The sequence below is a fragment of the Rhodococcus sp. Chr-9 genome (assembly GCF_000801125.1).
GTDB classification, from domain to species: domain Bacteria; phylum Actinomycetota; class Actinomycetes; order Mycobacteriales; family Mycobacteriaceae; genus Rhodococcus; species Rhodococcus pyridinivorans.
This window is the reverse complement of record NZ_JTIZ01000006.1, coordinates 19962-39930: the sequence shown is the minus strand read 5'-3', so window position 1 is coordinate 39930 and position 19969 is coordinate 19962. Positions and strand designations below refer to the sequence as shown.

Here is a 19969-nt window from a genome sequence, read left to right as displayed (position 1 = left end):
GTCGCACCCAGCCGGCACCAGTACCACTGCTAACTGCGAAGAGCCTCATTTGCACGCCGAGCTGCACCGCGCGCCGGAATGATTCAGGTGGTTCCGGCCCCGCCGAGCGGTGTCGGATCCACTGAATCATGTCGCGCCGAATTTCATTTGGTGCCGACGACGCGACGGAAGTAGTCGTTGGCGGCCTGCATGACGAGGTTGTAGGGCGGCGCGAACTTACGCGCCCACCAGTAACCGAACCGGGTGTCGAAGGACGTGTAGACCATGAAGCGGTTCTTCAGGATGCCGGTGACGATGCGCTCGGCCACCTTCTCGGGAGTCGCGGCGTGGCGGACGAACCGTTGGGTGAGTTTGCGGACCTCGGGACGATCACGGTCGACGCCGACGATCTGCACGGTGTCGACGAGCGGTGTACGCACGGCCCCCGGGACGACCAGCGAGACACCGATGCCGTCGCGCTTGAGGTCGAACCGCAGCACCTCCGACACTCCCCGCAGACCGAACTTGCTTGCGCTGTAGGCGGCGTGCCACGGCAGGGCGAGCAGCCCGGCGGCCGAGGAGACGTTGACGATGTGCCCGCCGCGACCGGCCTCGATCATGGCCGGCACGAAGTTCTCGATGACGTGGATGGGCCCCATGAGGTTGACGTCCACCATGAGCTTCCAGTGCTCGTGCTGCAGCCGGTCGACGGTGCCCCACACCGACACTCCGGCGACGTTGGCGACGATGTCGAGCGACCCGCACGCCTCGTGCACGTCGCGGGCGAAGGCGGTGACGGCCTCGTAGTCGGAGATGTCGAGGGCGGCCGAGTGCAGCACGGTGCCGCCGCGTTCACGAACGCTGCGGACGACCTCGTCGAGGGCCGCCTCCTGCAGGTCGGTGAGCACCAGCCGGGCCCCGCGATCGGAGGCCGCATGGGCCAGGGCGCGGCCGATTCCGCTGGCCGCGCCGGTCACAAGGAATTTGGTTCCGCGCAGGTCGGTGATCGCCATGGCGACACCCTAGCCTCGCCGTGACGACTCGACGCTCCGGCGCGCCACGGACGAACCGGATGCGCCGGAGCGAAGCGACTTGTGTGTCCGAGCGAAGCGACTTGTGTGTCCGAGCGAAGCGACCTGTGAGCCGGAGTGTTGGGCTCCGGCGGATGGAAACTCAGAGCCGCTGGGCCATCTCCTCCTGGTATTGCCGAATCGTGCGCTCGATCATCTCGACATCGTCGTGGCGATTCTCGCTGCGCGCGAGGTCGGCGCGCTCGCGCAGTACCCGGATCGCCCGACGCAACTCGTCGTCACTCATCCTGTGGTCCATGCCACACAGTCTGCCGGGTTCGGCGTGGACCCGCCAGCGAATGGCCCTGCATACGACGAAAGCCCCGCCGAGGGCGGGGCTTTCAGGGGTGGAGCTGAGGGGAATCGAACCCCTGACCTCTTCGATGCGAACGAAGCGCGCTACCAACTGCGCCACAGCCCCGTAGGTTCCGAGGGAACCGACTCGCAAACTCTAGCAAACCACCCCGTCCATCACGAAATCGGAGTGTCGGCGCAGGTGACGGGCGATTTCACGGCCTGCTCCGAAGACGGGTCGGGGTCCGCACAGATTCGGTGCGGGCCCCGCCGTAAGCGTCGCAGGACGATCATTCCCCCACTGCGCGGGGAACGACGTATTCGCCGGACTCGTCGTCGCCGTCGCTCGCGCGGACGTCGTAGCTGTGGTCGATGCCGTAGTCGTCCTCGTAGCGATCGAGGTGCTCGAACTCCGGATCCTCGTCGTCGACCTCGAGGACCACGGCCCCCGGGCGACGCAGGCGCTGTGGAACGTCGTCGTGGCCGCCGCGGGCCCCCGCGCGGGAGCGTTGCAGTCGCGCGAGGCGACGCCGCCGGATCTCCTGCTCGAGATGCACCTGGCGCCGCAGGTAGAACAGATAGGCGACGAGGGCCACGGCCGCGAGACCGGCGAGCCACCACATGACCGACGAGACGATCAGGGCGAGCGCCGAGGTCATGATCGCGGCGATCAGCAGGCCGAGGACGGCCCGCTGCCGGAATTCGTATCGTGCGGCGCTGGCGACCGCATCGGCGTGCGGGTCGAATCCGCCGCGGCCCCGGCGTTGCGGTGCGTGTGCGCGCACGGGCTCACGATCGGGTGCTGCTTCGTGGTGGACGTCGGCCTCGTCGGAATCGATCTCCGGCCTGTCGTCGAGTTCAGTGTTCATGCGGTCCTCCGCGGGGGTGCGGTGCGTGCGGTCACGACTCGGACGCCAATGAGGATCGCTGCGGTGCCCGGCGGCCGGCCCTCGAGGGGTGATCGGCTCGTCGTCTCCGCGGTGCAGAACTCGAGTTGCGAGCGCGGCGTCGGTCGTCTGCCGGATTCGAGGACGCTTCGTGACCAGCATGGGAACCAGAACGAACAACCACACGGCAACGAGCCCGATCCACAGAAGCGAGTTCGGCATCCGGTGGTCCTCCCTCCAGTCGTCGCCCTACCAGCCCGTCGACGCCACCGACCTACATGAGGCTAACGGCATCACCGCGTTTACCTGTACAGAAACGCCGACTCGATCGACAACAGACGTCACTCGAGTCACGCGAAACCAATTGACACTTTCTTCACTCTAATCACAGAGATCCCACACGCGCTGGGGATTGTTACTCGAGTTGCGAGTAACCTGCGTTACATAGCGGACGAACCCGACTCGAGACGGAAAGCGATCAGGACCAGGTCGCGCGACCGGCACGGACGAGGCGATCCGAGACCGAGCCCGGCACCTCCTCGACCGTCATCGCGACCAGCAGATGGTCGCGGAACCGGCCCTGGACGTCGAGGTAGCGCTTCAGCAGACCTTCCTCGCGGAAGCCGACCTTGCGCAGCACCGCGCGACTGGCCTCGTTCTCCGGGCGCACGGTGGCCTCGACGCGGTGCAGCCCGACCGGGCCGAAGCAGTGGTCGAGGCCCAGGGCGACGGCGGCGGTCGCGACACCGAGGCCGTTGACCTCCTTCTCCACCCAATAGCCGATCCAGGCCGAGCGCAACGCTCCGCGCACGATGTTGCCCACCGTCAGCTGCCCGCAGAATCTGCCGTCCAGCTCGATGGCCATCGGCAGCATCAGGCCCTTGTGGGCCTCCGAGCGCAGACTCCGGTAGAGCCCGGGCCACACCGAGATGTGGTGCCGCATGTCCCACGGCGCCTCACCGGTCGGCTCCCACGGCTCGAGATGCGCGCGATCACGCAGACGCAGACGGCTCCACGCCGCGGCGTCGCGCAGTCGGATCGATCGGACGGTCACCACGCCCCCTGCCACCCGCAGCGGCCCGAGCTCCGCCGGCCAGCCGGGATGACGGGACATCAACCACGCTGCCCGAGGAACGCCACGTCCACCGGGTCTCCCGTGCGGATTTCGGAGACCTCGGGATCGACGATGACGAGACAGTTCGCCTCGGCGAGGGTGGCGAGCAGATGCGACGACGAACCCGCGGCGCCGCCGAGCGCCTGCACGAGATAGTCGCCCGTCGTTTCGTCGCGCATGAGCCGGCCGCGCAGGAAACCCTTGCGATCGGGGATCGAGGTGATGGGGGCGACCGTGCGTGCCGAGACCACGCGGCGCATCGGCTGGCGACGGCCGAGCGCGATGCGGATCAGCGGCCGGACCATCACCTCGAAGACGACGAGCGCGCTCACCGGATTGGCGGGCAGCAGGAAGGTCGGCACCTCGTCGCGGCCGAGACGTCCGAAGCCCTGGACCGAGCCCGGATGCATCGCGATCCGCTCGACGCCCATCTCGCCGAGATCGGACAGCGCCTCGCGGACCTCCTCGAGCGCGCCGCCGCCCACGGCCCCGGCGATCACGACGATCTCGGCGCGGATCAGCTGACCCTCGACGACCTCGCGCAGCCGCTTCGGGTCGGTACTGGCGATCCCGACCCGGTTGACGTCGGCTCCGGCGTCACGCGCGGCCGCGGCCAGCGCGTAGGAGTTGACGTCGTAGACCTGTCCCGGCCCCGGGGTGCGGTCGACGTCGACGAGTTCGCCGCCGACGGAGATGACCGACAGTCGCGGGCGCGGATGGACGAGCACCTTGTCGCGGCCGACCGCGGCGAGCAGACCTACCTGGGCGGCCCCGATGATCGTCCCGGCCCGCACTGCGATGTCGCCGGGCTGGACGTCGTCGCCGGTGCGGCGCACGTAGTCGCCGGACCGCACCGGTTCGAGCACCTTGATGCGCGCGGCACCGCCGTCGGTGTTGTCGAGCGGCAGCACCGCGTCGGCGAGCGTCGGCAGCGGCGCACCGGTGTCGACGCGCACCGCCTGACGGGGCTGGAGACGGATCGGCTGACGCGAACCGGCACGCACCTCGCCCACGACCGGCAGCGTCACCTCGGCGGGCGCGGACCCGCCGTCGGTCTCGGCCGGGGCTTGGAGGTCGACGCTGCGCACGGCGTAGCCATCGATCGCCGCCTGGTCGAATCCGGGTAGGGGTCGCTCGGTGACCACTTCCTCCGCGCACAGCAGACCCTGCGCCTCGGAAATGGCCACCCGGACCGGCCGGGGTGCGACTGCCGCCGCCGTGACCCTGGCCTGCTGATCCTCAACCGACCGCATACCGCTTCTCGTCCTCCAGCCCGTCCTGCAGTCAGCGCTTCAAGCGCTCGATGAGCCACTCGCGCAGCGAGGGCCCGTACTCTTCCGTGTTCAACGCCGAGTCAACCGCAGCGCGCAGATAGCCCCCGGGATTTCCGAGGTCGTGTCGGGTGCCGCGGTGCACCACCACGTGAACGGGGTGGCCCTCGGAGATGAGCAGGGCGATCGCGTCGGTGAGCTGCAACTCTCCCCCGGCTCCGGGCTCGATGCGACGCAGTGCGTCGAAGATCGCCCGGTCGAGCAGGTATCGGCCGGCGGCGGCGAAGGTCGACGGTGCGTCCTCTACGGCCGGCTTCTCGACCATGCCGAGTACCTTGAGCACGTCGGGGTTGGCGGCGTCCGGCACGACCTCGACGTCGAAGACGCCGTACGCGCTGACCTGTTCCTTGGGCACGTCGATCGCGCACAGCACAGAACCGCCACGCTTGGCGCGGACGCGCTGCATCGTCTCGAGCACGCCGACCGGCAGCACGAGGTCGTCGGGCAGCAGCACGGCGATCGCGTCCTCGTCGGGATCGAGCGCCTCTTCGGCGCACGCCACGGCGTGACCGAGGCCGAGCGGCTTCTCCTGGACCACGGACTCGACCTCGAGCAGCCCCTGGGCCTTGCGGACCTTGGCGAGGAGCTCGTACTTGCCCTTCTCCTCGAGCTTGGACTCGAGGACGAGGTCCTCGACGAAGTGCGCGACCACGCCGTCCTTACCCGGCGCTGTCACGATGAGAAGGCGTTCGGCGCCCGACTCCGCGGCTTCACCCGCCACGAGCTCGATGCCGGGCGTGTCGACCACCGGCAGGAGTTCCTTCGGAACCGTCTTGGTTGCGGGAAGGAACCGCGTCCCCATACCTGCTGCGGGGACAACCGCGGTCTTGAAATGCCGCGTGCCTCCGGTCGTACTGTTCGTCATAGACTCCCACCCTAAACTTCGGCCACCGAGGACGGTGGTTCGGCGATCGTAAGGCGCAGACATGCCCCCACCCCCGAAAGCGGTCTGGCGTGACCGCATTCTTACAGCTCGGCGCGAGCTGAGTGCTGCGAGGCGCAGAATCGAGGACACCGCGCTCGCCACGGTGGCCTCGACGCTGGCCCCGGCGGGGTCGATGGTGTGCGCATATGTGCCCGTGGGTTCGGAGCCCGGATCGATCGCGCTCCTCGACGCTCTGACCGAGGCCGGAACGACGGTGCTCGTCCCGGTGACCCGCACCGGCGAACCGTTGTCGTGGGCCCGCTACATGGGCGAGAAGACGCTGATGGCGGCCGATTTCGGGCTGCGCGAGCCGGGTGGTGAGATCTTCCCGCCCGAGGCGGTGGCGAAGGCTCACACGGTGCTCGTCCCGGCCCTGGCGGTGGACGCGCGGGGCGTGCGGCTCGGCCGCGGCGCCGGCTTCTACGACCGCACCTTGCACCTCGCCTCACCCGAGGCCGTGATCATCGCGGTGGTCCGCGATGAAGAGCTCGTCGACGAACTCCCCGAGGACCCCCACGACATCCGTATGGGATGGGCGCTGACACCCGGGAAAGGGCTGGTCCGGCTCGGTAGCGGCGACCGTGCGGAACAACACACTCCCTAGCGCTGTTGGCACTGTCGGCGGTAGAGTGCCAAAACTGCAGTACGACGAATACTGCGGTTCGACGAACTGGCGGAGGATCAACCGGTGCCCACCTACTCATATGCCTGCACGGCCTGCGACAACAAGTTCGACATCGTGCAGTCCTTCAGTGACGACTCCCTGACCGAATGCCCGCAGTGCGAGGGCAAGCTGCGCAAGCTCTTCAACTCGGTCGGCATCGTGTTCAAGGGCAGCGGCTTCTACCGCACCGACTCCCGCAGCGGCAGCACCGCGAGCGAATCCGCGTCGACGAGCTCGACCAGCTCCTCGTCGAGCGACAGCAGCTCGTCGTCGTCGAGCAGCACGTCCTCGGCTCCGGCGGCCGCCGCGAGCTGACCTCCGGACTCCTTTGTCCACAGGCGGTCGAGTCATCCACAGACCGCCGTCTCCGAGGGTTCATCGGGGCCGACAGAGCATCCCCACCTTCTAGGTTCGGGGCATGCCCGTCGGCCCTTTCTCGTTCCTCCAGCGTGAGCGCGCGCATCCGCACCACTCGCGCTCCTCTGCGGGTGCCTCGCTGCAGCCCACCTTCCCCGACCGGTTCGTCGAACTCCTCCGCCCCGGCTGGTCGCGCATCGTCCGGGCCCGCCGGATCGCGGCCGGACTCCTCGCCGTCCTCGCGGTGATCCTCGCGCTGCGCGGCGACCCCGACACCGATCGTGTGGGTGTCGTCGTCGCGGCTCACGATCTCGCGCCCGGGCACACCCTCACGGCCGACGACGTCGCTCACGTGGAGCGCGATCGGTCCACTGTGGTCGCCGGGACCCTGCACGACGTCGACGACGCCGTGGGCCACACTCTCGCCGGCCCTGTGCCGGCCGGTGAACCCCTCGTGGACACCCGCCTTCTCGGTCCTCGTCTCGCCGCAGTCGCCACCGGCTCCACCGAGGCCCGCGTAGTGCCCATCCGGCTCGCCGATGCCGGGGTGAGCGAACTGCTCCGTGAGGGCGACCGCGTCGATGTCCTGACGGTGACGGAGACCGAAGAGGGACCCCTGCCCGGCGCCCACGTCCTCGCTCGGGGTGCAGTGGTGGTGCTGGCCGAATCCGGCGGTTCGACGAGGGATCGGAACGAGCGGGTCGTGCTGGTCGCGCTGGAGCCCGAACCTGCCACGGCGGTCGCGGCGGCGTCACTCGTCAGTGCTCTGACCGTCACACTGCACTGAGCATCCGCTCGTTTCCCCAGCGCAATCGCCACCCGTAACCGACCTCGCGGTTTATCGTGTGAACGTCCGTGTGACCTACCTCATGTGCGCGGCTCCGGCGGACAGGCCGCGAAAAGGAGCACACCATGCTGAAGGGCTTCAAGGACTTCATACTCAGGGGCAACGTCCTCGATCTCGCCGTCGCGGTCGTGGTCGGTGCGGCATTCACCGCTATCGTCACCGCCTTCACCGCGAACATCATCGAGCCGCTCATCAGCGCGGTGGGCGGCGACAACGAGATGGGCTGGGGCTTCGAGATCGTGAGCGGCAACCCGGAGACCTTCGTGAACATCGGCGCGGTGATCTCCGCGATCATCAACTTCATCATCATCGCCGCGGTCGTGTACTTCGTGCTCATCGTCCCCGCCAACGCGGCGAAGAAGAAGTTCGTCACCGAACCGGAGGACAAGCAGGCCAGCGCCGAGGACCTGCTCATCCAGATCCGCGACATCCTCGAGGCACAGGCCGGCCAGGCTACTCAGGGCGCTCACGCCAAACCCAACCCGGGCATCGAGTAGGTGGTCGACGACGAAAAAGACCGGGCCCGCTCGAGATTCGAGCGAGCCCGGTCTTGTCGTGCTGTGTTCGGCCTGAGCCGGACGTCTACTTAGACGGTCCAGGGAGCGCCGTAGGTGGTGACGTTGTCGCCGTTGTCCGTGATGGCGCGGACGAACGGACGGACCTGGACGGCGCCGAGGACGCCGGAGGCGGTGCCGTGGACGTTGGAGAACTGAACGGTCTTGAAATCACCGTTGAAGTCCTTCTCAGCCACGATAAGCTCCTCGATGCCCGGAGCCGGGGTCAGCTCGAGCTCGGCGTAGGCCTGCGGGAGGATGTCGGTGACGTCGGCTCCGACCTCGCCGCCGGTGATATCGATGCCCAGCTCGACCTGCGGGGTCGAGTAAGTGACGCCGATGGCGCCGTCGATGCTGCCGGCCCATGCGAACTGGTAGCCGAACTGGAAGGTGGTGCCCTCGGCGTCGGCTGCGCCCTCACCGAGGAGGTTCACGGTGCCGCGGCCGTTGTGGAAGAACTCGCGGTTGAACGGGCTGCCACCGAGGGCCGGAACACCCTGGATGAAGGTGTCTTCCTGGGTCACGACGACCTCGAGGCCGTCGGAGACGATGCGGTTCTGGTCGTTGACCTCGGCCGAAGCGGCGCCCGAGGCACCGAGCACCAGACCGAGGACGGCGGCACCGGCGACGGTGGCGTTACGAGCGGCCTTGAAGCCACGCGACTTGATTCCCATGATTACTCCGTTTGTGGTGGTGGGGATTTCTTGCGGGATGGCGCGGAGCAGGACTAGAGGGTCCAGACCTGGCCGTAGGTGGTGACGTTGTCGCCGTTCTCGGTGATCACACGGACGAACGGACGGAGGGAGACCGGGCCGATGACGCCCGTCGCGGCACCGTGGATGTTGGCGATCTGGACTTCCTTGTAATCGCCGTCGAACTCACCCTCGGCAACCACGATTTCCTCGATACCCGGAGCGGGAGTCAGCTCGATGCCTGCGGTCGCCTGCGGGAGAATCCCGGACACGGTCGACTCGGTGTTGACGACGGTCTCGCCGCCACCCTCGATCTTCTGGTACGCCTTCTCGGTCACGAGGATTGCGCCTTCGGCGTCGGCGCCAACCGGCTCGCCCTTTTCGTTGACGTACTGCGCCTGACCGTCCTTGAGGACTGGAACATCGATCTCTTCGTAGGACGGCGTCGTCGTGGGGAAGAGACCCAACTCGACATCGGGACTGGTCCAGCTGAAACCGATTGCGCCGTCTACCGAAGCGCTCCACGCGACCTGGTAGCCGAACTGGAAGGTCGAACCCTCGAAGTCCGCCGCCTCGGGGCCGACGATGTTGGCGATGCCGCGGCCGTTGTGGAACCACTCACGGCTCAGCGGGCTGCCGCCGATCGGGGGCACACCGTTGATGAAGGTGTCCTCCTGCGTGACGATGACCTCGTGGCCGTTGGAGACGATCCGGTTCTGGTCGTTGACCTCGGCACCTGCGGCGCCGGCCGATCCGAGAACCAGACCGGCCACAGCAGCTGCTGCCACCGTGGCGTTGCGGGTGGCCCGGAAGCCACGTCGCGTCTGAATCTTCATGAATGCCTCATCCGTTCTCTGCGTGCCGGGTTGCGCACCGCGTCCGACAACAAGTGGTCGCCCTGTCGCCCGCGGGCCGCTGTCCACAGCGAACACACCGGCGGATCACCCGTCGGCGTGTCGGTACGTCCATCGTCCGCACGGTTTTGCTTTACCGATTCGTGACCGAGCCCAGGCCGTGAAGCCTGGGCTCGACCGGTTTGAACCTGAGAGGGAGTTTAGACCGTGACCATTCCTGGAGCAACGCCTAGCTTTCGTAACGCTCCGGTATAGGCGCGGTGCAGGCCACACGCCCAGCGATTCACCGAAGCGGGCAAACCGGACACTTTTCGGGGTGGAATATGTAACCCGGGATTACACGTACATGACCCGCCCACCGCCACATCAGCGCAGGTAGAAGCCACATATTCAGTGCACCCGGAGTGCAGGACGAAATGCCTTCTGTGACTGGAAACACAGATTCAAAAGATCGCGCGGACCAGATGGAGATGAACGGACCGTTGCGGCGACGTTTCGTTGCGGTCGACAACGGGTTGGAATCCGGTTGAGCGCAACACGACATCAGTGATACAGATCACCCACCGGAATGGTGCGGAGGCACCTGCCTGCGCAGCCATTCATCCGAGTCGCCACCGCCGGAGTCGTTCTCGCCGCGTTCGTCGCGTGTCGTCTCGGGAAGTACATCCCCGAAGATGCGCGCCAGCCGTGCCCGGTCGATCCGGGCACGGCTCTGCTGCTGCTCGCCGGTCACCTCGTCGTGCGAGGGATCACGGTCGTCGGACACGGCGTCGTCACTCCTCCATCCAGGACAACTCTTCGATGACGTGTGCGGCGAGAGGCAACAACGTCGCCATCCCGTCGCGGATGGCGGGACGCGACGACGCGAGGTTCACCACGAGCGTCGATCCGGAGACTCCCACGAGACCACGGGAGAGGCCGGCGTCGACGGCGCCCGACGCCAGGCCCGACGAACGCAGCGCCTCGGCGATGCCGCGGATCTCGTGATCGAGTACGTCCTCGGTCGCGTCGGGAGTCACATCGCGCGGGGTGACACCGGTGCCACCGACGGAGATCACCAGGTCGACGCCGCCGATCACTGCAGTATTGAGTGCATTTCGGATCTCGACCTCGTCGGCAGCGACCGTGACGACACCGTCGACGGCGAAGCCACCTTCGACGAGAAGCTCCGTGACGAGCGGACCCGCGGAGTCCGGACTGTCGCCGTGGGAGACGCGATCGTCGACGACGACGACGAGTGCGCGGCCTTTTCTGGGAGCTTCGAGTTCCATGAGGTCCACGGTAGTTTGCGGCTCGAAAGCATGCGGCTCTTGTACCGGAATGTGAGCTATGTCCATGTCGTTCCTCATCGTCCGGCCGAATCCGACGCAGTCACCACGTCGACTGTGGTCTCGTTGCCGTCGGGCGTCTTGTAGGTGATCTTCACGGTGTCCCCCGGCGCGCGGGAGCGGATCGCGGCGATGAGCGAGTCGCCGTCGGTCACGACCCGATCGTCGACCCGGACGATGATCGCGTTGTCGGGGATTCCGGCTCGGTCGGCCGGCCCGTCGGGCACGACCTCCACGACGCGCGCACCGTAGGCGTCGTCCCGGGACGGAACCTGGACACCGATGATCGCGTGCGTCGCCTTACCCGTGTCGACGAGTTCCTGCGCGACACGCCGGGCCTGTTCGACGGGGATCGCGAAACCGAGGCCGATCGAACCCGACTGTCCGCCGGCCGTGGCGATCGCGGTGTTGATGCCGACGAGGCGGCCTTCCATGTCGACCAGCGCACCGCCGGAGTTGCCGGGGTTGATCGCCGCGTCGGTCTGGATCGCGTCGATGACCGACGCCTGATTGGCGTTGTCCCCGCTCGTGGACACGGGCCGGTTGAGTGCGGACACGATGCCCGCCGTCACGGTGCTCTGCAGTCCGAGCGGTGATCCGACGGCCACGACCTCCTGGCCTACCGCGAGATTCTCCGAACTACCGAGTTCGATGGGAGTGAGATCGGTGCGCCCTTCGGTCCGGATGACAGCGATGTCCGACACCGCATCCGCACCGACGACCGTCGCCGGCGCGGTGGACCCGTCCGAGAAGAAGACCGTCAGTTGCGCCCCCTGACCTCCACCCGCCACGACGTGGTTGTTGGTGAGGATCAATCCGTCCGACGACAGGACCACGCCCGACCCTTCACCCGCGCCGGTGCGTCCTGCGACCTCGATCCGCACGACGCTCGGCACGACCTTGTCGGCGACGGCCTGCACGCTGCCCTCGGGGGCAGCGGCGACCGACTGGGTATCGGGCTTCGGAGCGTCGAGGGAGTTGACGACCGGTCCGGACGAATCGCGCACCGACCACGCGCCGACCGCGCCACCGATGCCGCCGCTCACCAGCGCGAGCGCGATGGCCCCCACGGCGAGGGCGGAGCGACCCGGCATCCGGCCGGATCCTGCGGTCGGTGGCGGAGGTGCCGACTGCTGGGGTGTGTGCGGGTAGGGGCCGGTGTATCCGCCGGGGCCGTACGGATGGGGTTGCGGTTGCGGTGCTCCCGCGCCGCGGGTGGGGTCCTCACTCATTCGTCACTTCACCTTCGTCCGCCGGGGCCACCGGACGCATACGGGTCGACGTCGGCGTGCGGTGGCCGATGATGCGGGGTGCGTCGAGCACCTCCGCGCTTCTTCGTCCAGCATGGACCGGGCAGCTGAGAGTCGCATCAGAACTACCCGCGATTCTGCTGTCGAATTCATTCGATCTCGGTGGGGTGTGTCTCTCCGTCGAGGGCCGGTGTGCCGGGCAGCACGATGCGGATCAGCGCGCCGCCCCGATTCGACCGTTCGACGGCGATCGTCCCGCCGTGCTTCGTGACCATCTGTCGCACGATGGCCAGTCCCAGACCGGATCCCGGCATCGACCGCGCGGTCGTCGCCCGGTAGAACCGTTCGAACACCAGTTCGCGTTCCTCCTCCGGGATCCCCGGGCCGGCGTCGTCGACGGTCAGCTCCATCAGACCGCTGGCGATCTGCCGCATGTTCACGACGACGTCTTCCCCCGCCGGGCTCCACTTGGCCGCGTTGTCGAGGACGTTGACCACGGCGCGGGTGAGTCCGGCCTGGTCGCCGAAGACGAACCACTGCTCGGTGGTGGCCCGGAACTCGATGTCGGTACGCCGTCGACGCGCACGTTCGAGACTGCGGTCCACCACCTCGGCGACGTCGACGACCTCGAAGACCGTCTCCGGCGCATCCTCACGAGCGAGGTCGACGAGATCGCCGACGAGCGTCGACAACTCCTCGATCTGGCCGATGACGTCGGCCCGCAGCTCGGCCATGTCCTCGTCGGGCAGGCTCGGTGCACCGGGACGGCTCGCGGCGATGAGCAGTTCCATGTTGGTGCGCAGCGAGGTCAGTGGTGTCTTCAGTTCGTGGCCGGCGTCGGCGACCAGCCGGCTCTGCCGTTCTCGCGACTCGGCGAGCGCACGCAGCATCATGTTGAAGCTCTCGGTGAGGCGGGCGAGCTCGTCGTGGCCGGTCACCCGGATGGGCCGCAGGTCGTCGGTGCGCGCGACCCGCTCGGCGGCGGCGGTGAGCCGGGCGACGGGACGCAGACCGGTGCGGCCGACGGTCGCGCCGACGGCGGCGGCGAGCACCACCCCGCACCCGCCGACGATGAACAGCACACTCGCCAGGCGGTTGAGGATCTCGACGGTGGGACGCAGTCGCTGCGCGATCACGACCGTGCTGCCGTCGGGCATGCGCTGGGCCAGTACGCGCTGCTGGGCGACGGTGCGCAGCGACGACTCCCGGTCGCCCTCGGCCACCGCCAGTTCGGGTTCGCCGATGGGCACCGACGAGCCCGGCGGCACGTACCTGCCGAGATCCGGGTAGATCAGGGCAACGCTGATGTCGGAGCTGTAGAGCTGGGCCCCACCGATGTAGCGCGGGTCGTAGGTGATGAGGGTGCTCGACTCGACGAGCGCGGCGGCCCGCGCCCGCAACTGGGTGTCGACCTCCGAGTACAACGCCCGCGAGACCACGGCGTAGGCCGCGATGGAGGTGACGGCGACGGCGAGCGCCACTGCGCCGGCCGCGAGAAGCGTGACGCGGATGCGCAGCGGCACCGAGCGGGTCAGGAGAAGAGGTGGTCGCATCAGGTCGCTCACGGCGGGGTCTCGCGCAGCACGTACCCGACGCCGCGCACCGTGTGGATCAGGCGCGGTTCCCCACCGGCCTCGGTCTTGCGTCGCAGATACCCCACGTAGACCTCGAGGGCGTTGCCGGAGGTCGGGAAGTCGTAACCCCACACCTCCTCGAGGATGCGGCTGCGCGTGAGGACCCTCCTCGGGTTTGCCATGAGCATCTCCATCAGGGAGAACTCGGTGCGGGTGAGGCTGATCGGCCGGTCGCCGCGAGTGACCTCGCGGGTCGCAGGGTCGAGGCTGAGGTCGGCGAACCGCAGCACCTCGTCGGCGGACGAGTCCGGGTCGGGCGCGGCACGACGCAGCAGCGCCCGCAGTCGCGCGAGCAGTTCCTCGAGCGCGAACGGTTTCGGCAGGTAGTCGTCGGCCCCCGCGTCGAGACCCGCGACCCGCTCCGAGACGGAGTCGCGCGCCGTGAGGACGAGGATCGGCAGGTCGTCGCCGGTGCTGCGGAGCCGGCGGCACACTTCGAGGCCGTCGACGCGCGGCATCATGACGTCGAGCACCATCGCATCCGGACGCGACGTCGCGACCTGTTCGAGGGCGTCCTGCCCGTCCGTCGCGAGGTCGACCGTGTATCCGTTGAAGCTCAGTGACCGGCGCAGCGACTCCCGCACTGCACGGTCGTCGTCGACCACCAGAATGCGCATGATCACCATTGTGGCCTGCGCCTACTGAGAGCGCGCTGAGAACCCGCGGTGGCCGGCGGGCTCTACGACTCAGTCGGTCCGCGGGTCGACCTCACCCCTGTGCACGGCCTCGACGAGCCTGCGGGGCACCTTCACGGTCGTTCCGTCGACCGTGATCGGCACGAGATCGGGGACCTTCGCCGTCCACTGCGACCGGCGGTGACGGGTGTTGGAGCGGGACTTCCTGCGTTTGGGGACTGCCATGTCGTTCTCCTTCGATGTCGGGACGTGCGGGATCAGGGTCGGCGCCGGCCGTACTTGCGTTCGAACTTCTCGACGCGACCGGCGGTGTCGAGCAGGCGGGCGGCGCCCGTCCAGAACGGATGCGAGTCGCTTGTGACGTCGACGACGATCAGCGGGTAGGTAAGGCCGTCCGACCAGACGGTCGTGCGTTCGGATGTCGCGGTGGAGCGGGTCAGGAAGGTGGCGCCGGTGTTGGCGTCCTGGAAGACCACGGGGTGGTAATCGGGATGCAGGCCTGATTTCATCGGTGTCCTTCTCTCTCGTTGTCGCGGCGGTCTGCCGGGAGGTCGTCACAAGGGTCTTCGTGGAATCGGCCGAAGGGGTCGCGCCAGGTCGGCCACAGATCGGGGCGGGCGAACTCGTCGTCTGTCACGACCGCCGCGCGCAGCGTGCGGTCGATGAGTTCCGAGTCGGCGTCGTGGACGAGGACGACGATGCTCGTGTCCCGGTCGCCGTAGCGTTCGTCCCAGCGCAGCGACGCCATCGCGCGGCGTTCCGCCGGGATCTCGCGCTGCTGATCGGGAGTCATCGACGCGAGCCATGGCCCCGCGTGAGCGACCCGCAGTCCTCCACCGGCTGATTCGACGAGCAGCGCATTGTCGGGTTGGGTGGCGACCCACAGTCGCCCGCGGGCGCGCACGACGCCGTCGAGCAGCACGTCGATCGCGTGGTGGAGACGTTCCGGATGGAACGGCCGGTCGGCGGAGAACTCGACGAGGCGGATTCCGCAGTCGTCGTCGAGAGGCGGTTGACCTCGTAGGAGAGGCGAGTGCGCCCCGTCGATCGCCCCCCGACGGGCGGTGGCGGGTATCTCCCGGAGGAGCCGCTCGACGTCCGGTTCCCCCGCCCACGCGATCGGCGCGTCCGGGGCGAGTCGGGTGAGCACCGCGTGCAGGCGCGCCTGCTGCCAGCCGTCCGCTCCGGGGAGCACCACCAGCGCATCGGCGAACTCGACCTGGCCGACGACGACCTGCGCCAGGGTGCGGTCGTCGTCGACACGCTCGTTCAGTTCGTCGTCGCCCGTCGCGTCCTCGAGCCAGGTTGCGGCGTCGAGGCAGGTCACGACGCCGTCCACCCGGACATCGAGGGACGCGGGTCCGTCGACACGACCGACGATCCCGCTCACCACGACATGTTCGACTGCCCAGCACAATGCCTCGGGTTCGAGTTGCGGGTCGAGGTGCAGCACGATCCGGTCGACGCTGCTGTAGTCGCGCATGCGGCGCAGAAGCGGCAGCAGATCCTCGCGCAGTGTGCAGGAGACGCACCCGTGCGCGAGTTCGAGGATCTCGGTGCGTTCATCCTCGACGGTGAGCACGGAGCGGCGGAGTACGCCCTGGTCGAGACCGGACAGGTCATGGTGGACGACCGCGGTGCCCGGACGCAGTAGTGACCGCGCGGCCTGCGCAGTCCGTCCGCGCCATCCGCAGACGATGACGAGCGGCGTCCTGATGTCCACAACATTCCTTTCGATAACGATTGTCATTAACGATATCAAAGCGTACAGTTGGCGACGCAGTTTGTCGAAAATGATTGTCGTTACCTACGAAAGGAGCCGACGTGTCGGCCACGTGCCAACTCACCGGACGGCGACCCGGTTTCGGGAGATCCGTATCGCACTCCCACGTCCGCACCAGCCGGCGGTGGAACCCGAACATCCAGCGCAGAACCTATTTCGTACCCTCGCTCGGACGCCGGGTCGCGCTGAACCTGTCCACCAAGGGCATCAAGATCGTCGACCGCGACGGCATCGAGAGCGTTGTCGCACGTCTGCGTGCCCGCGGGGAGAAGTTCTGATGGCAGCACGCAGCGAGATCCGGCCCGTCGTCAAGCTTCGCTCGACCGCCGGGACCGGCTACACCTACGTCACCCGGAAGAACCGCCGGAACGATCCCGACCGTCTCGTCCTGCGCAAGTACGACCCCGTGCTGCGCAGACACGTCGACTTCCGCGAGGAGAAGTAGTCGTGGCGAAGAAATCGAAGATCGCACGCAACGAGCAACGGAAGGCGATCGTGGCCCGGTACGCCGAGCGCCGCGCGGAACTGAAGGAGGTCGTGCGCCGACCGTCGTCCTCGCCCGAAGAGCGCAGCGAAGCCCAGCGGGCACTGCAGCGTCTACCCCGCGACGCCAGTCCGGTACGATTGCGCAATCGAGACGCTGCGGACGGCCGCCCGCGCGGCCACCTGCGAAAGTTCGGGCTCTCACGAGTGCGTGTGCGTGAACTCGCCCACCGCGGGGAACTACCCGGCGTCCACAAGTCGAGCTGGTGAGGAGCGAGATATGGCAGTCAAGCGAGGACCGTCGAAGAAGTCGCGTGCCGTAGAGGGACGCAAGCCCAAGAAGAACCCCCTCTTCGCGGCGAAGATCGAGTACGTCGACTACAAGGACGTCAATCTGCTCCGCACCTTCATCTCCGACCGCGGCAAGATCCGCAGCCGTCGCGTCACGGGCCTGACCCCGCAGCAGCAGCGTCAGGTGGCCGTCGCGGTGAAGAACGCCCGCGAGATGGCCTTGCTCCCCTACGTCAGCAGCAAGTAGGTCGTAGCTTCCGACGCCGCCTCTCCCCATCGGGAGGGGCGGCGTCGTCGTATGTGCACCCGAGACCGGTGTTGTTTTCGAAGATCGGCCGAGAATCACAAACAACACCGGTCTCGACGCTCGCTGCGGTCCGATGGCGGGACGACACTCCGGGGTCCTTAGACTAGGCAACCGTGTCGGGTGTGATCGCGGGGTTCAGTGTCATCTTCGTGATCATCGCCATCGGCTTCACGCTGGGGCGCCTGGGCACCCTCGGGCACGAGGCGCAGACGGTGCTCAGCCGGCTCGTCTTCTTCGTCGCCACCCCCGCGCTGCTGTTCGACGTGCTCGCGACGTCCGACCTGTCGGTGATCTTCTCGCCCAATCTCTACATCGCAGCGGCCACGGCGTTCGCCGTCGCGATCGTGCACTTCGTCGTCGCGAAGCTCTGGCTGCGACGTGCGGTTCCCGAGGCGACCATCGGCGCGCTGTGCGCCGGCTACGTCAACTCCGCGAACCTCGGCATCCCCATTGCGGTCTTCGTGCTCGGCGACGCGTCGTTCGTCGCGCCCCTGTTGTTGTTCCAGATCGTCGTGCTCTCCCCCATCGCGCTGACGATGCTCGACCTGTCGACGATGCGCGCCGGGGTCTCGCTCCTCGACACCCTGCTCGCGCCGTTCAAGAACCCCATCGTCCTGGCCGCCGCGGCCGGACTCGCCATCGCGATCAGCGAGTGGACGCCTCCCGAGGCGTTGCTGCAGCCGTTCCATCTGCTCGGCGGCGCGTCGGTGCCCGGTGCGCTGCTCGCGTTCGGATTGTCGCTGCAGGGCGTCCGGGTGCTCGAGAAGGGGACGAGCCCGCGCCGCGACATCGCGCTCGCCTCGGTGCTCAAGATCCTCGCCCAGCCGGTGCTCGCGTATCTGATGGGGCGTTTCGTGTTCGGCCTCGACGGCCATGCGCTGTTCGCCGTCGTGGTGGTCGCCGCGCTTCCCACCGCGCAGAACGTGTTCGTCTACGCGAGCGCTTACGGTCGCGGCACGGTGCTCGCCCGCGACGCCGCCCTCGTCACCACCCTCGCCTCCATCCCTGCGATCGGCGTGACCGCCGCCCTGCTGGCGTGATGAACACGCGACACGGGAATACCGTGGGAACCATGCGTTCCGTCGTCCGTGCTTGCCGGGGAATCACCGTCCTCGCGATGTGCCTGCTCATCGCGGCCTGCGGATCGAGTTCGGGTACACCGGACGTCCCCGCGCTGCCCGAGGAACCGGCTCCGGCAGGGGGGACGGCGTTCTCGGCGCGACCCGACATCGTCGATGCGCATCCGCTGACGATCCTGTCGTGGTCGCGGGTGAGCGACGACCGGATCGCCCTGCACTTCGAGACGGGCACCCCCGAGTGCTTCGGCGTCGACGCGACCGTCACCGAAACGGACGACACGGTGACGGTGACGCTCCTCGGCGGCACGCTGCCGGAGATGCAGGACCGCATGTGCATCATGGTCGCCGTCGTCGGCGCCCTCGAGGTCTCCTTGCAGTCGCCGCTCGGCGACCGGGTCGTGACCGCCGGCGCCTGACATATGCCGCATCCTCCGCGTCACTGGCTGCTGTATCTGTGCTTGTCCACGGCCCTGCTGCACGCGGCATTCCAGTCGATCCGTGTCCTGGTCTCCTACCGGATTCTCGCGCTGGGCGGTGACGCGACGACCATCGGTGCCGTCACCGCGCTCTACGCCATCGTTCCGCTGATCGCGGCGGTGCGGATGGGACGTGTCGTGGACCGCGGGCACACGACCGCCATTCTGCGTTCGGGCATCGTCGTCACCACGGTCGGTGCCGGGTTGATCGCTCTCAGTTCGGGATTGTTCGTGCTCGCCGCCGGCAACGTCGTGCTCGGTCTCGGACAGTTGCTCGTCACGGTGTCGGGGCAGGCATTCGTGTCGATCCTGTCGCCGCCGGGGCAACTGGATCGCGGGTTCGCCGGTCTCACGCTGGGTGTGTCGGTCGGTCAGGCCGTCGGTGTGCCCGTCGCCGGCGTGATCGCCGCGACCACCGGCGACGGCAACGGCTCCGTCGAGACCACTGGAGCGTTGCTGGTCATGACGGTGTTTTCGCTGCTCTCCCTGCCGCTGGTGCTGGGGCTCCGCGAGCCGCCCGGCTCCGGTCGCACCGCGGAGGACGGCGCGCCGCAGTCGATCCTGTCGATGCTCGCGACGAAGGGCATGAAGCCCGCAATGCTGTCGAGCCTGGTGGTCCTCGCCTCGGTCGACCTGGTCGTGGCCTACCTGCCGTTGCTCGGTGAGCAGTTCGGGTTCGGTGTGCTCCTGGTGTCGATCCTGCTCACCGCCCGCACCATGGCGTCGATCGTCTCGCGTGCTCTGCTGCCGTGGGCGTTGCGCCGGATTCCGCGCAGGTGGCTGCTCGTCTCCTCGACCGCCGGGACCATCGTGCCGGTCGCGCTGCTGCCGCTCGTGCCGAATCCCTGGGTCATCGGCGCGTTGCTCGCCGTGTGCGGAATGTTCTGGGGCGTCGGCCAACCCCTGACGATGACGTGGGTGGTCGAACTCGTCGCACCGGCCGACCGCGCGTCGGCGCTGGCGGTGCGATTGACCGGCAACCGTCTCGGGCAGGTCGCGGTACCCATGGTGGCCGGCGCGATCGCCGGGGTCGCCGGTGTCGCGTCGATCTTCTGGGTGACCGCCGCCCTGCTGTCCGCCGCCGCGACGACCACGTGGCGGTCGGTGCGCCACTGAGTTCCCGGGGCGCCTCGCG

The 19969-nt window shown here is 68.0% G+C and carries 27 protein-coding genes and 1 tRNA gene; 11 read left to right on the top strand and 17 right to left on the bottom strand.

What is annotated here, in order from left to right; genetic code table 11:
- Nucleotides 1-143: 143 nt before the first annotated feature.
- From QR64_RS00685 to QR64_RS00660, 7 genes are all read right to left on the bottom strand, one after another.
- Complete coding sequence (locus QR64_RS00685; protein WP_006553797.1) at nt 144-992, bottom strand: SDR family oxidoreductase; 849 nt, start codon at nt 990-992, stop codon at nt 144-146.
- A 160-nt stretch (nt 993-1152) separates the two neighbouring features.
- Entirely contained in the window at nt 1153-1296 is a 144-nt protein-coding gene (locus tag QR64_RS26735) for a hypothetical protein (protein ID WP_153811617.1), read from the bottom strand.
- 101 nt (nt 1297-1397) lie between these two features.
- A tRNA-Ala gene (locus QR64_RS00680) sits at nt 1398-1470 on the bottom strand.
- A gap of 163 nt (nt 1471-1633) precedes the next feature.
- A complete protein-coding gene (gene glpR, locus QR64_RS00675) occupies nt 1634-2452 on the bottom strand; it encodes a gephyrin-like molybdotransferase receptor GlpR (protein WP_039583557.1) in 819 nt (272 codons plus the stop codon).
- 256 nt (nt 2453-2708) lie between these two features.
- Nucleotides 2709-3344, bottom strand: a complete 636-nt coding sequence (locus tag QR64_RS00670; RefSeq protein WP_019288787.1) for a GNAT family N-acetyltransferase — start codon at nt 3342-3344, stop codon at nt 2709-2711.
- Nucleotides 3344-4597: a gephyrin-like molybdotransferase Glp gene (glp, locus tag QR64_RS00665; RefSeq protein WP_019288788.1), complete on the bottom strand. Its 1254-nt coding sequence runs from the start codon at nt 4595-4597 to the stop codon at nt 3344-3346. The genes QR64_RS00670 and glp overlap by 1 nt, the downstream gene beginning before the upstream one ends.
- A 31-nt stretch (nt 4598-4628) precedes the next feature.
- Nucleotides 4629-5540, bottom strand: a complete 912-nt coding sequence (locus QR64_RS00660; protein WP_006553794.1) for a UTP--glucose-1-phosphate uridylyltransferase — start codon at nt 5538-5540, stop codon at nt 4629-4631.
- Between the two features lie 61 nt (nt 5541-5601).
- Here QR64_RS00660 and QR64_RS00655 point away from each other — a divergent pair, with 61 nt between their 5' ends.
- From QR64_RS00655 to mscL, 4 genes are all read left to right on the top strand, one after another.
- Complete coding sequence (locus tag QR64_RS00655) at nt 5602-6204, top strand: 5-formyltetrahydrofolate cyclo-ligase (RefSeq protein ID WP_024103191.1); 603 nt, start codon at nt 5602-5604, stop codon at nt 6202-6204.
- Nucleotides 6205-6288: 84 nt separating this feature from the next.
- Nucleotides 6289-6579: an FmdB family zinc ribbon protein gene (locus QR64_RS00650; RefSeq protein ID WP_039583555.1), complete on the top strand. Its 291-nt coding sequence runs from the start codon at nt 6289-6291 to the stop codon at nt 6577-6579.
- Between the two features lie 103 nt (nt 6580-6682).
- Nucleotides 6683-7408 (top strand): SAF domain-containing protein, encoded by a 726-nt coding sequence (locus QR64_RS00645; protein WP_039583554.1) that lies wholly within the window; start codon nt 6683-6685, stop codon nt 7406-7408.
- Nucleotides 7409-7533: 125 nt separating this feature from the next.
- On the top strand, nt 7534-7965 hold the full coding sequence (gene mscL, locus QR64_RS00640) for a large-conductance mechanosensitive channel protein MscL (protein WP_006553790.1): 432 nt from the start codon (nt 7534-7536) through the stop codon (nt 7963-7965).
- Between the two features lie 89 nt (nt 7966-8054).
- Here the strand turns inward: mscL and QR64_RS00635 are convergent, their stop codons facing one another.
- From QR64_RS00635 to mrf, 10 genes are all read right to left on the bottom strand, one after another.
- Nucleotides 8055-8696: an MspA family porin gene (locus tag QR64_RS00635; protein ID WP_039583553.1), complete on the bottom strand. Its 642-nt coding sequence runs from the start codon at nt 8694-8696 to the stop codon at nt 8055-8057.
- Nucleotides 8697-8749: 53 nt separating this feature from the next.
- The gene (locus QR64_RS00630; protein WP_039583551.1) at nt 8750-9550 is read right to left on the bottom strand and encodes an MspA family porin; all 801 of its coding nucleotides are present in this window, start codon (nt 9548-9550) and stop codon (nt 8750-8752) included.
- A gap of 574 nt (nt 9551-10124) precedes the next feature.
- A complete protein-coding gene (locus QR64_RS00625) occupies nt 10125-10334 on the bottom strand; it encodes a hypothetical protein (protein ID WP_006553787.1) in 210 nt (69 codons plus the stop codon).
- 7 nt (nt 10335-10341) lie between these two features.
- Entirely contained in the window at nt 10342-10839 is a 498-nt protein-coding gene (locus tag QR64_RS00620) for a molybdenum cofactor biosynthesis protein B (RefSeq protein WP_006553786.1), read from the bottom strand.
- A gap of 74 nt (nt 10840-10913) precedes the next feature.
- Nucleotides 10914-12128 (bottom strand): S1C family serine protease, encoded by a 1215-nt coding sequence (locus QR64_RS00615; protein ID WP_170318558.1) that lies wholly within the window; start codon nt 12126-12128, stop codon nt 10914-10916.
- A gap of 167 nt (nt 12129-12295) precedes the next feature.
- Nucleotides 12296-13699 carry a sensor histidine kinase gene (locus QR64_RS00610; protein ID WP_050993447.1) on the bottom strand — a complete coding sequence of 468 codons (1404 nt, stop codon included), beginning with the start codon at nt 13697-13699 and terminating at the stop codon, nt 12296-12298.
- Nucleotides 13700-13707: 8 nt separating this feature from the next.
- On the bottom strand, nt 13708-14403 hold the full coding sequence (locus tag QR64_RS00605; RefSeq protein WP_170318560.1) for a response regulator transcription factor: 696 nt from the start codon (nt 14401-14403) through the stop codon (nt 13708-13710).
- Between the two features lie 63 nt (nt 14404-14466).
- Nucleotides 14467-14640 carry a 50S ribosomal protein L32 gene (gene rpmF / locus QR64_RS00600; protein ID WP_006553782.1) on the bottom strand — a complete coding sequence of 58 codons (174 nt, stop codon included), beginning with the start codon at nt 14638-14640 and terminating at the stop codon, nt 14467-14469.
- A gap of 32 nt (nt 14641-14672) precedes the next feature.
- Entirely contained in the window at nt 14673-14924 is a 252-nt protein-coding gene (locus QR64_RS00595) for a type B 50S ribosomal protein L31 (protein WP_006553781.1), read from the bottom strand.
- Nucleotides 14921-16138 (bottom strand): ribosome hibernation factor-recruiting GTPase MRF, encoded by a 1218-nt coding sequence (gene mrf, locus QR64_RS00590; RefSeq protein WP_033098236.1) that lies wholly within the window; start codon nt 16136-16138, stop codon nt 14921-14923. Before mrf ends, QR64_RS00595 begins: the two co-directional genes overlap by 4 nt.
- 101 nt (nt 16139-16239) lie before the next feature.
- On the opposite strand from mrf, the gene rpmB reads away from it, so the two are divergent.
- The 7 genes from rpmB (at nt 16240) to QR64_RS00555 (ending at nt 19950) form a co-directional block, all read left to right on the top strand.
- Complete coding sequence (gene rpmB / locus QR64_RS00585) at nt 16240-16476, top strand: 50S ribosomal protein L28 (RefSeq protein ID WP_006553779.1); 237 nt, start codon at nt 16240-16242, stop codon at nt 16474-16476.
- Nucleotides 16476-16643: a 50S ribosomal protein L33 gene (gene rpmG, locus QR64_RS00580; RefSeq protein WP_006553778.1), complete on the top strand. Its 168-nt coding sequence runs from the start codon at nt 16476-16478 to the stop codon at nt 16641-16643. Before rpmB ends, rpmG begins: the two co-directional genes overlap by 1 nt.
- A gap of 2 nt (nt 16644-16645) precedes the next feature.
- Nucleotides 16646-16951: a 30S ribosomal protein S14 gene (rpsN, locus tag QR64_RS00575; protein WP_006553777.1), complete on the top strand. Its 306-nt coding sequence runs from the start codon at nt 16646-16648 to the stop codon at nt 16949-16951.
- A gap of 10 nt (nt 16952-16961) precedes the next feature.
- Nucleotides 16962-17219, top strand: coding sequence for a 30S ribosomal protein S18 (gene rpsR, locus QR64_RS00570; protein WP_006553776.1), 258 nt, complete (start codon nt 16962-16964; stop codon nt 17217-17219).
- A 173-nt stretch (nt 17220-17392) separates the two neighbouring features.
- Nucleotides 17393-18319, top strand: coding sequence for an AEC family transporter (locus QR64_RS00565; RefSeq protein ID WP_024103179.1), 927 nt, complete (start codon nt 17393-17395; stop codon nt 18317-18319).
- 32 nt (nt 18320-18351) lie between these two features.
- A complete protein-coding gene (locus QR64_RS00560; protein ID WP_039583547.1) occupies nt 18352-18774 on the top strand; it encodes a hypothetical protein in 423 nt (140 codons plus the stop codon).
- A 3-nt stretch (nt 18775-18777) separates the two neighbouring features.
- Nucleotides 18778-19950: an MFS transporter gene (locus tag QR64_RS00555; protein WP_039583545.1), complete on the top strand. Its 1173-nt coding sequence runs from the start codon at nt 18778-18780 to the stop codon at nt 19948-19950.
- The last annotated feature ends 19 nt before the right edge of the window (nt 19951-19969 follow it).

What these genes read in the sequence shown, in the direction of transcription:
- mscL (WP_006553790.1), top strand. Translation starts at nt 7,534, where the DNA reads ATGCTGAAGGGCTTCAAGGACTTCATACTCAGGGGCAACGTCCTCGAT.
- QR64_RS00610 (WP_050993447.1), bottom strand. Translation starts at nt 13,699, where the DNA reads ATGCGACCACCTCTTCTCCTGACCCGCTCGGTGCCGCTGCGCATCCGC.
- QR64_RS00555 (WP_039583545.1), top strand. Translation starts at nt 18,778, where the DNA reads ATGCCGCATCCTCCGCGTCACTGGCTGCTGTATCTGTGCTTGTCCACG.
- QR64_RS00660 (WP_006553794.1), bottom strand. Translation starts at nt 5,540, where the DNA reads ATGACGAACAGTACGACCGGAGGCACGCGGCATTTCAAGACCGCGGTT.
- QR64_RS00645 (WP_039583554.1), top strand. Translation starts at nt 6,683, where the DNA reads ATGCCCGTCGGCCCTTTCTCGTTCCTCCAGCGTGAGCGCGCGCATCCG.
- rpmF (WP_006553782.1), bottom strand. Translation starts at nt 14,640, where the DNA reads ATGGCAGTCCCCAAACGCAGGAAGTCCCGCTCCAACACCCGTCACCGC.
- rpmG (WP_006553778.1), top strand. Translation starts at nt 16,476, where the DNA reads ATGGCAGCACGCAGCGAGATCCGGCCCGTCGTCAAGCTTCGCTCGACC.
- QR64_RS00655 (WP_024103191.1), top strand. Translation starts at nt 5,602, where the DNA reads ATGCCCCCACCCCCGAAAGCGGTCTGGCGTGACCGCATTCTTACAGCT.
- QR64_RS00595 (WP_006553781.1), bottom strand. Translation starts at nt 14,924, where the DNA reads ATGAAATCAGGCCTGCATCCCGATTACCACCCCGTGGTCTTCCAGGAC.
- QR64_RS00635 (WP_039583553.1), bottom strand. Translation starts at nt 8,696, where the DNA reads ATGGGAATCAAGTCGCGTGGCTTCAAGGCCGCTCGTAACGCCACCGTC.
- QR64_RS00620 (WP_006553786.1), bottom strand. Translation starts at nt 10,839, where the DNA reads ATGGAACTCGAAGCTCCCAGAAAAGGCCGCGCACTCGTCGTCGTCGTC.
- QR64_RS26735 (WP_153811617.1), bottom strand. Translation starts at nt 1,296, where the DNA reads ATGAGTGACGACGAGTTGCGTCGGGCGATCCGGGTACTGCGCGAGCGC.
- QR64_RS00685 (WP_006553797.1), bottom strand. Translation starts at nt 992, where the DNA reads ATGGCGATCACCGACCTGCGCGGAACCAAATTCCTTGTGACCGGCGCG.
- QR64_RS00615 (WP_170318558.1), bottom strand. Translation starts at nt 12,128, where the DNA reads ATGAGTGAGGACCCCACCCGCGGCGCGGGAGCACCGCAACCGCAACCC.
- rpsR (WP_006553776.1), top strand. Translation starts at nt 16,962, where the DNA reads ATGGCAGTCAAGCGAGGACCGTCGAAGAAGTCGCGTGCCGTAGAGGGA.
- QR64_RS00670 (WP_019288787.1), bottom strand. Translation starts at nt 3,344, where the DNA reads ATGTCCCGTCATCCCGGCTGGCCGGCGGAGCTCGGGCCGCTGCGGGTG.
- glp (WP_019288788.1), bottom strand. Translation starts at nt 4,597, where the DNA reads ATGCGGTCGGTTGAGGATCAGCAGGCCAGGGTCACGGCGGCGGCAGTC.
- QR64_RS00630 (WP_039583551.1), bottom strand. Translation starts at nt 9,550, where the DNA reads ATGAAGATTCAGACGCGACGTGGCTTCCGGGCCACCCGCAACGCCACG.
- glpR (WP_039583557.1), bottom strand. Translation starts at nt 2,452, where the DNA reads ATGCCGAACTCGCTTCTGTGGATCGGGCTCGTTGCCGTGTGGTTGTTC.
- QR64_RS00560 (WP_039583547.1), top strand. Translation starts at nt 18,352, where the DNA reads ATGCGTTCCGTCGTCCGTGCTTGCCGGGGAATCACCGTCCTCGCGATG.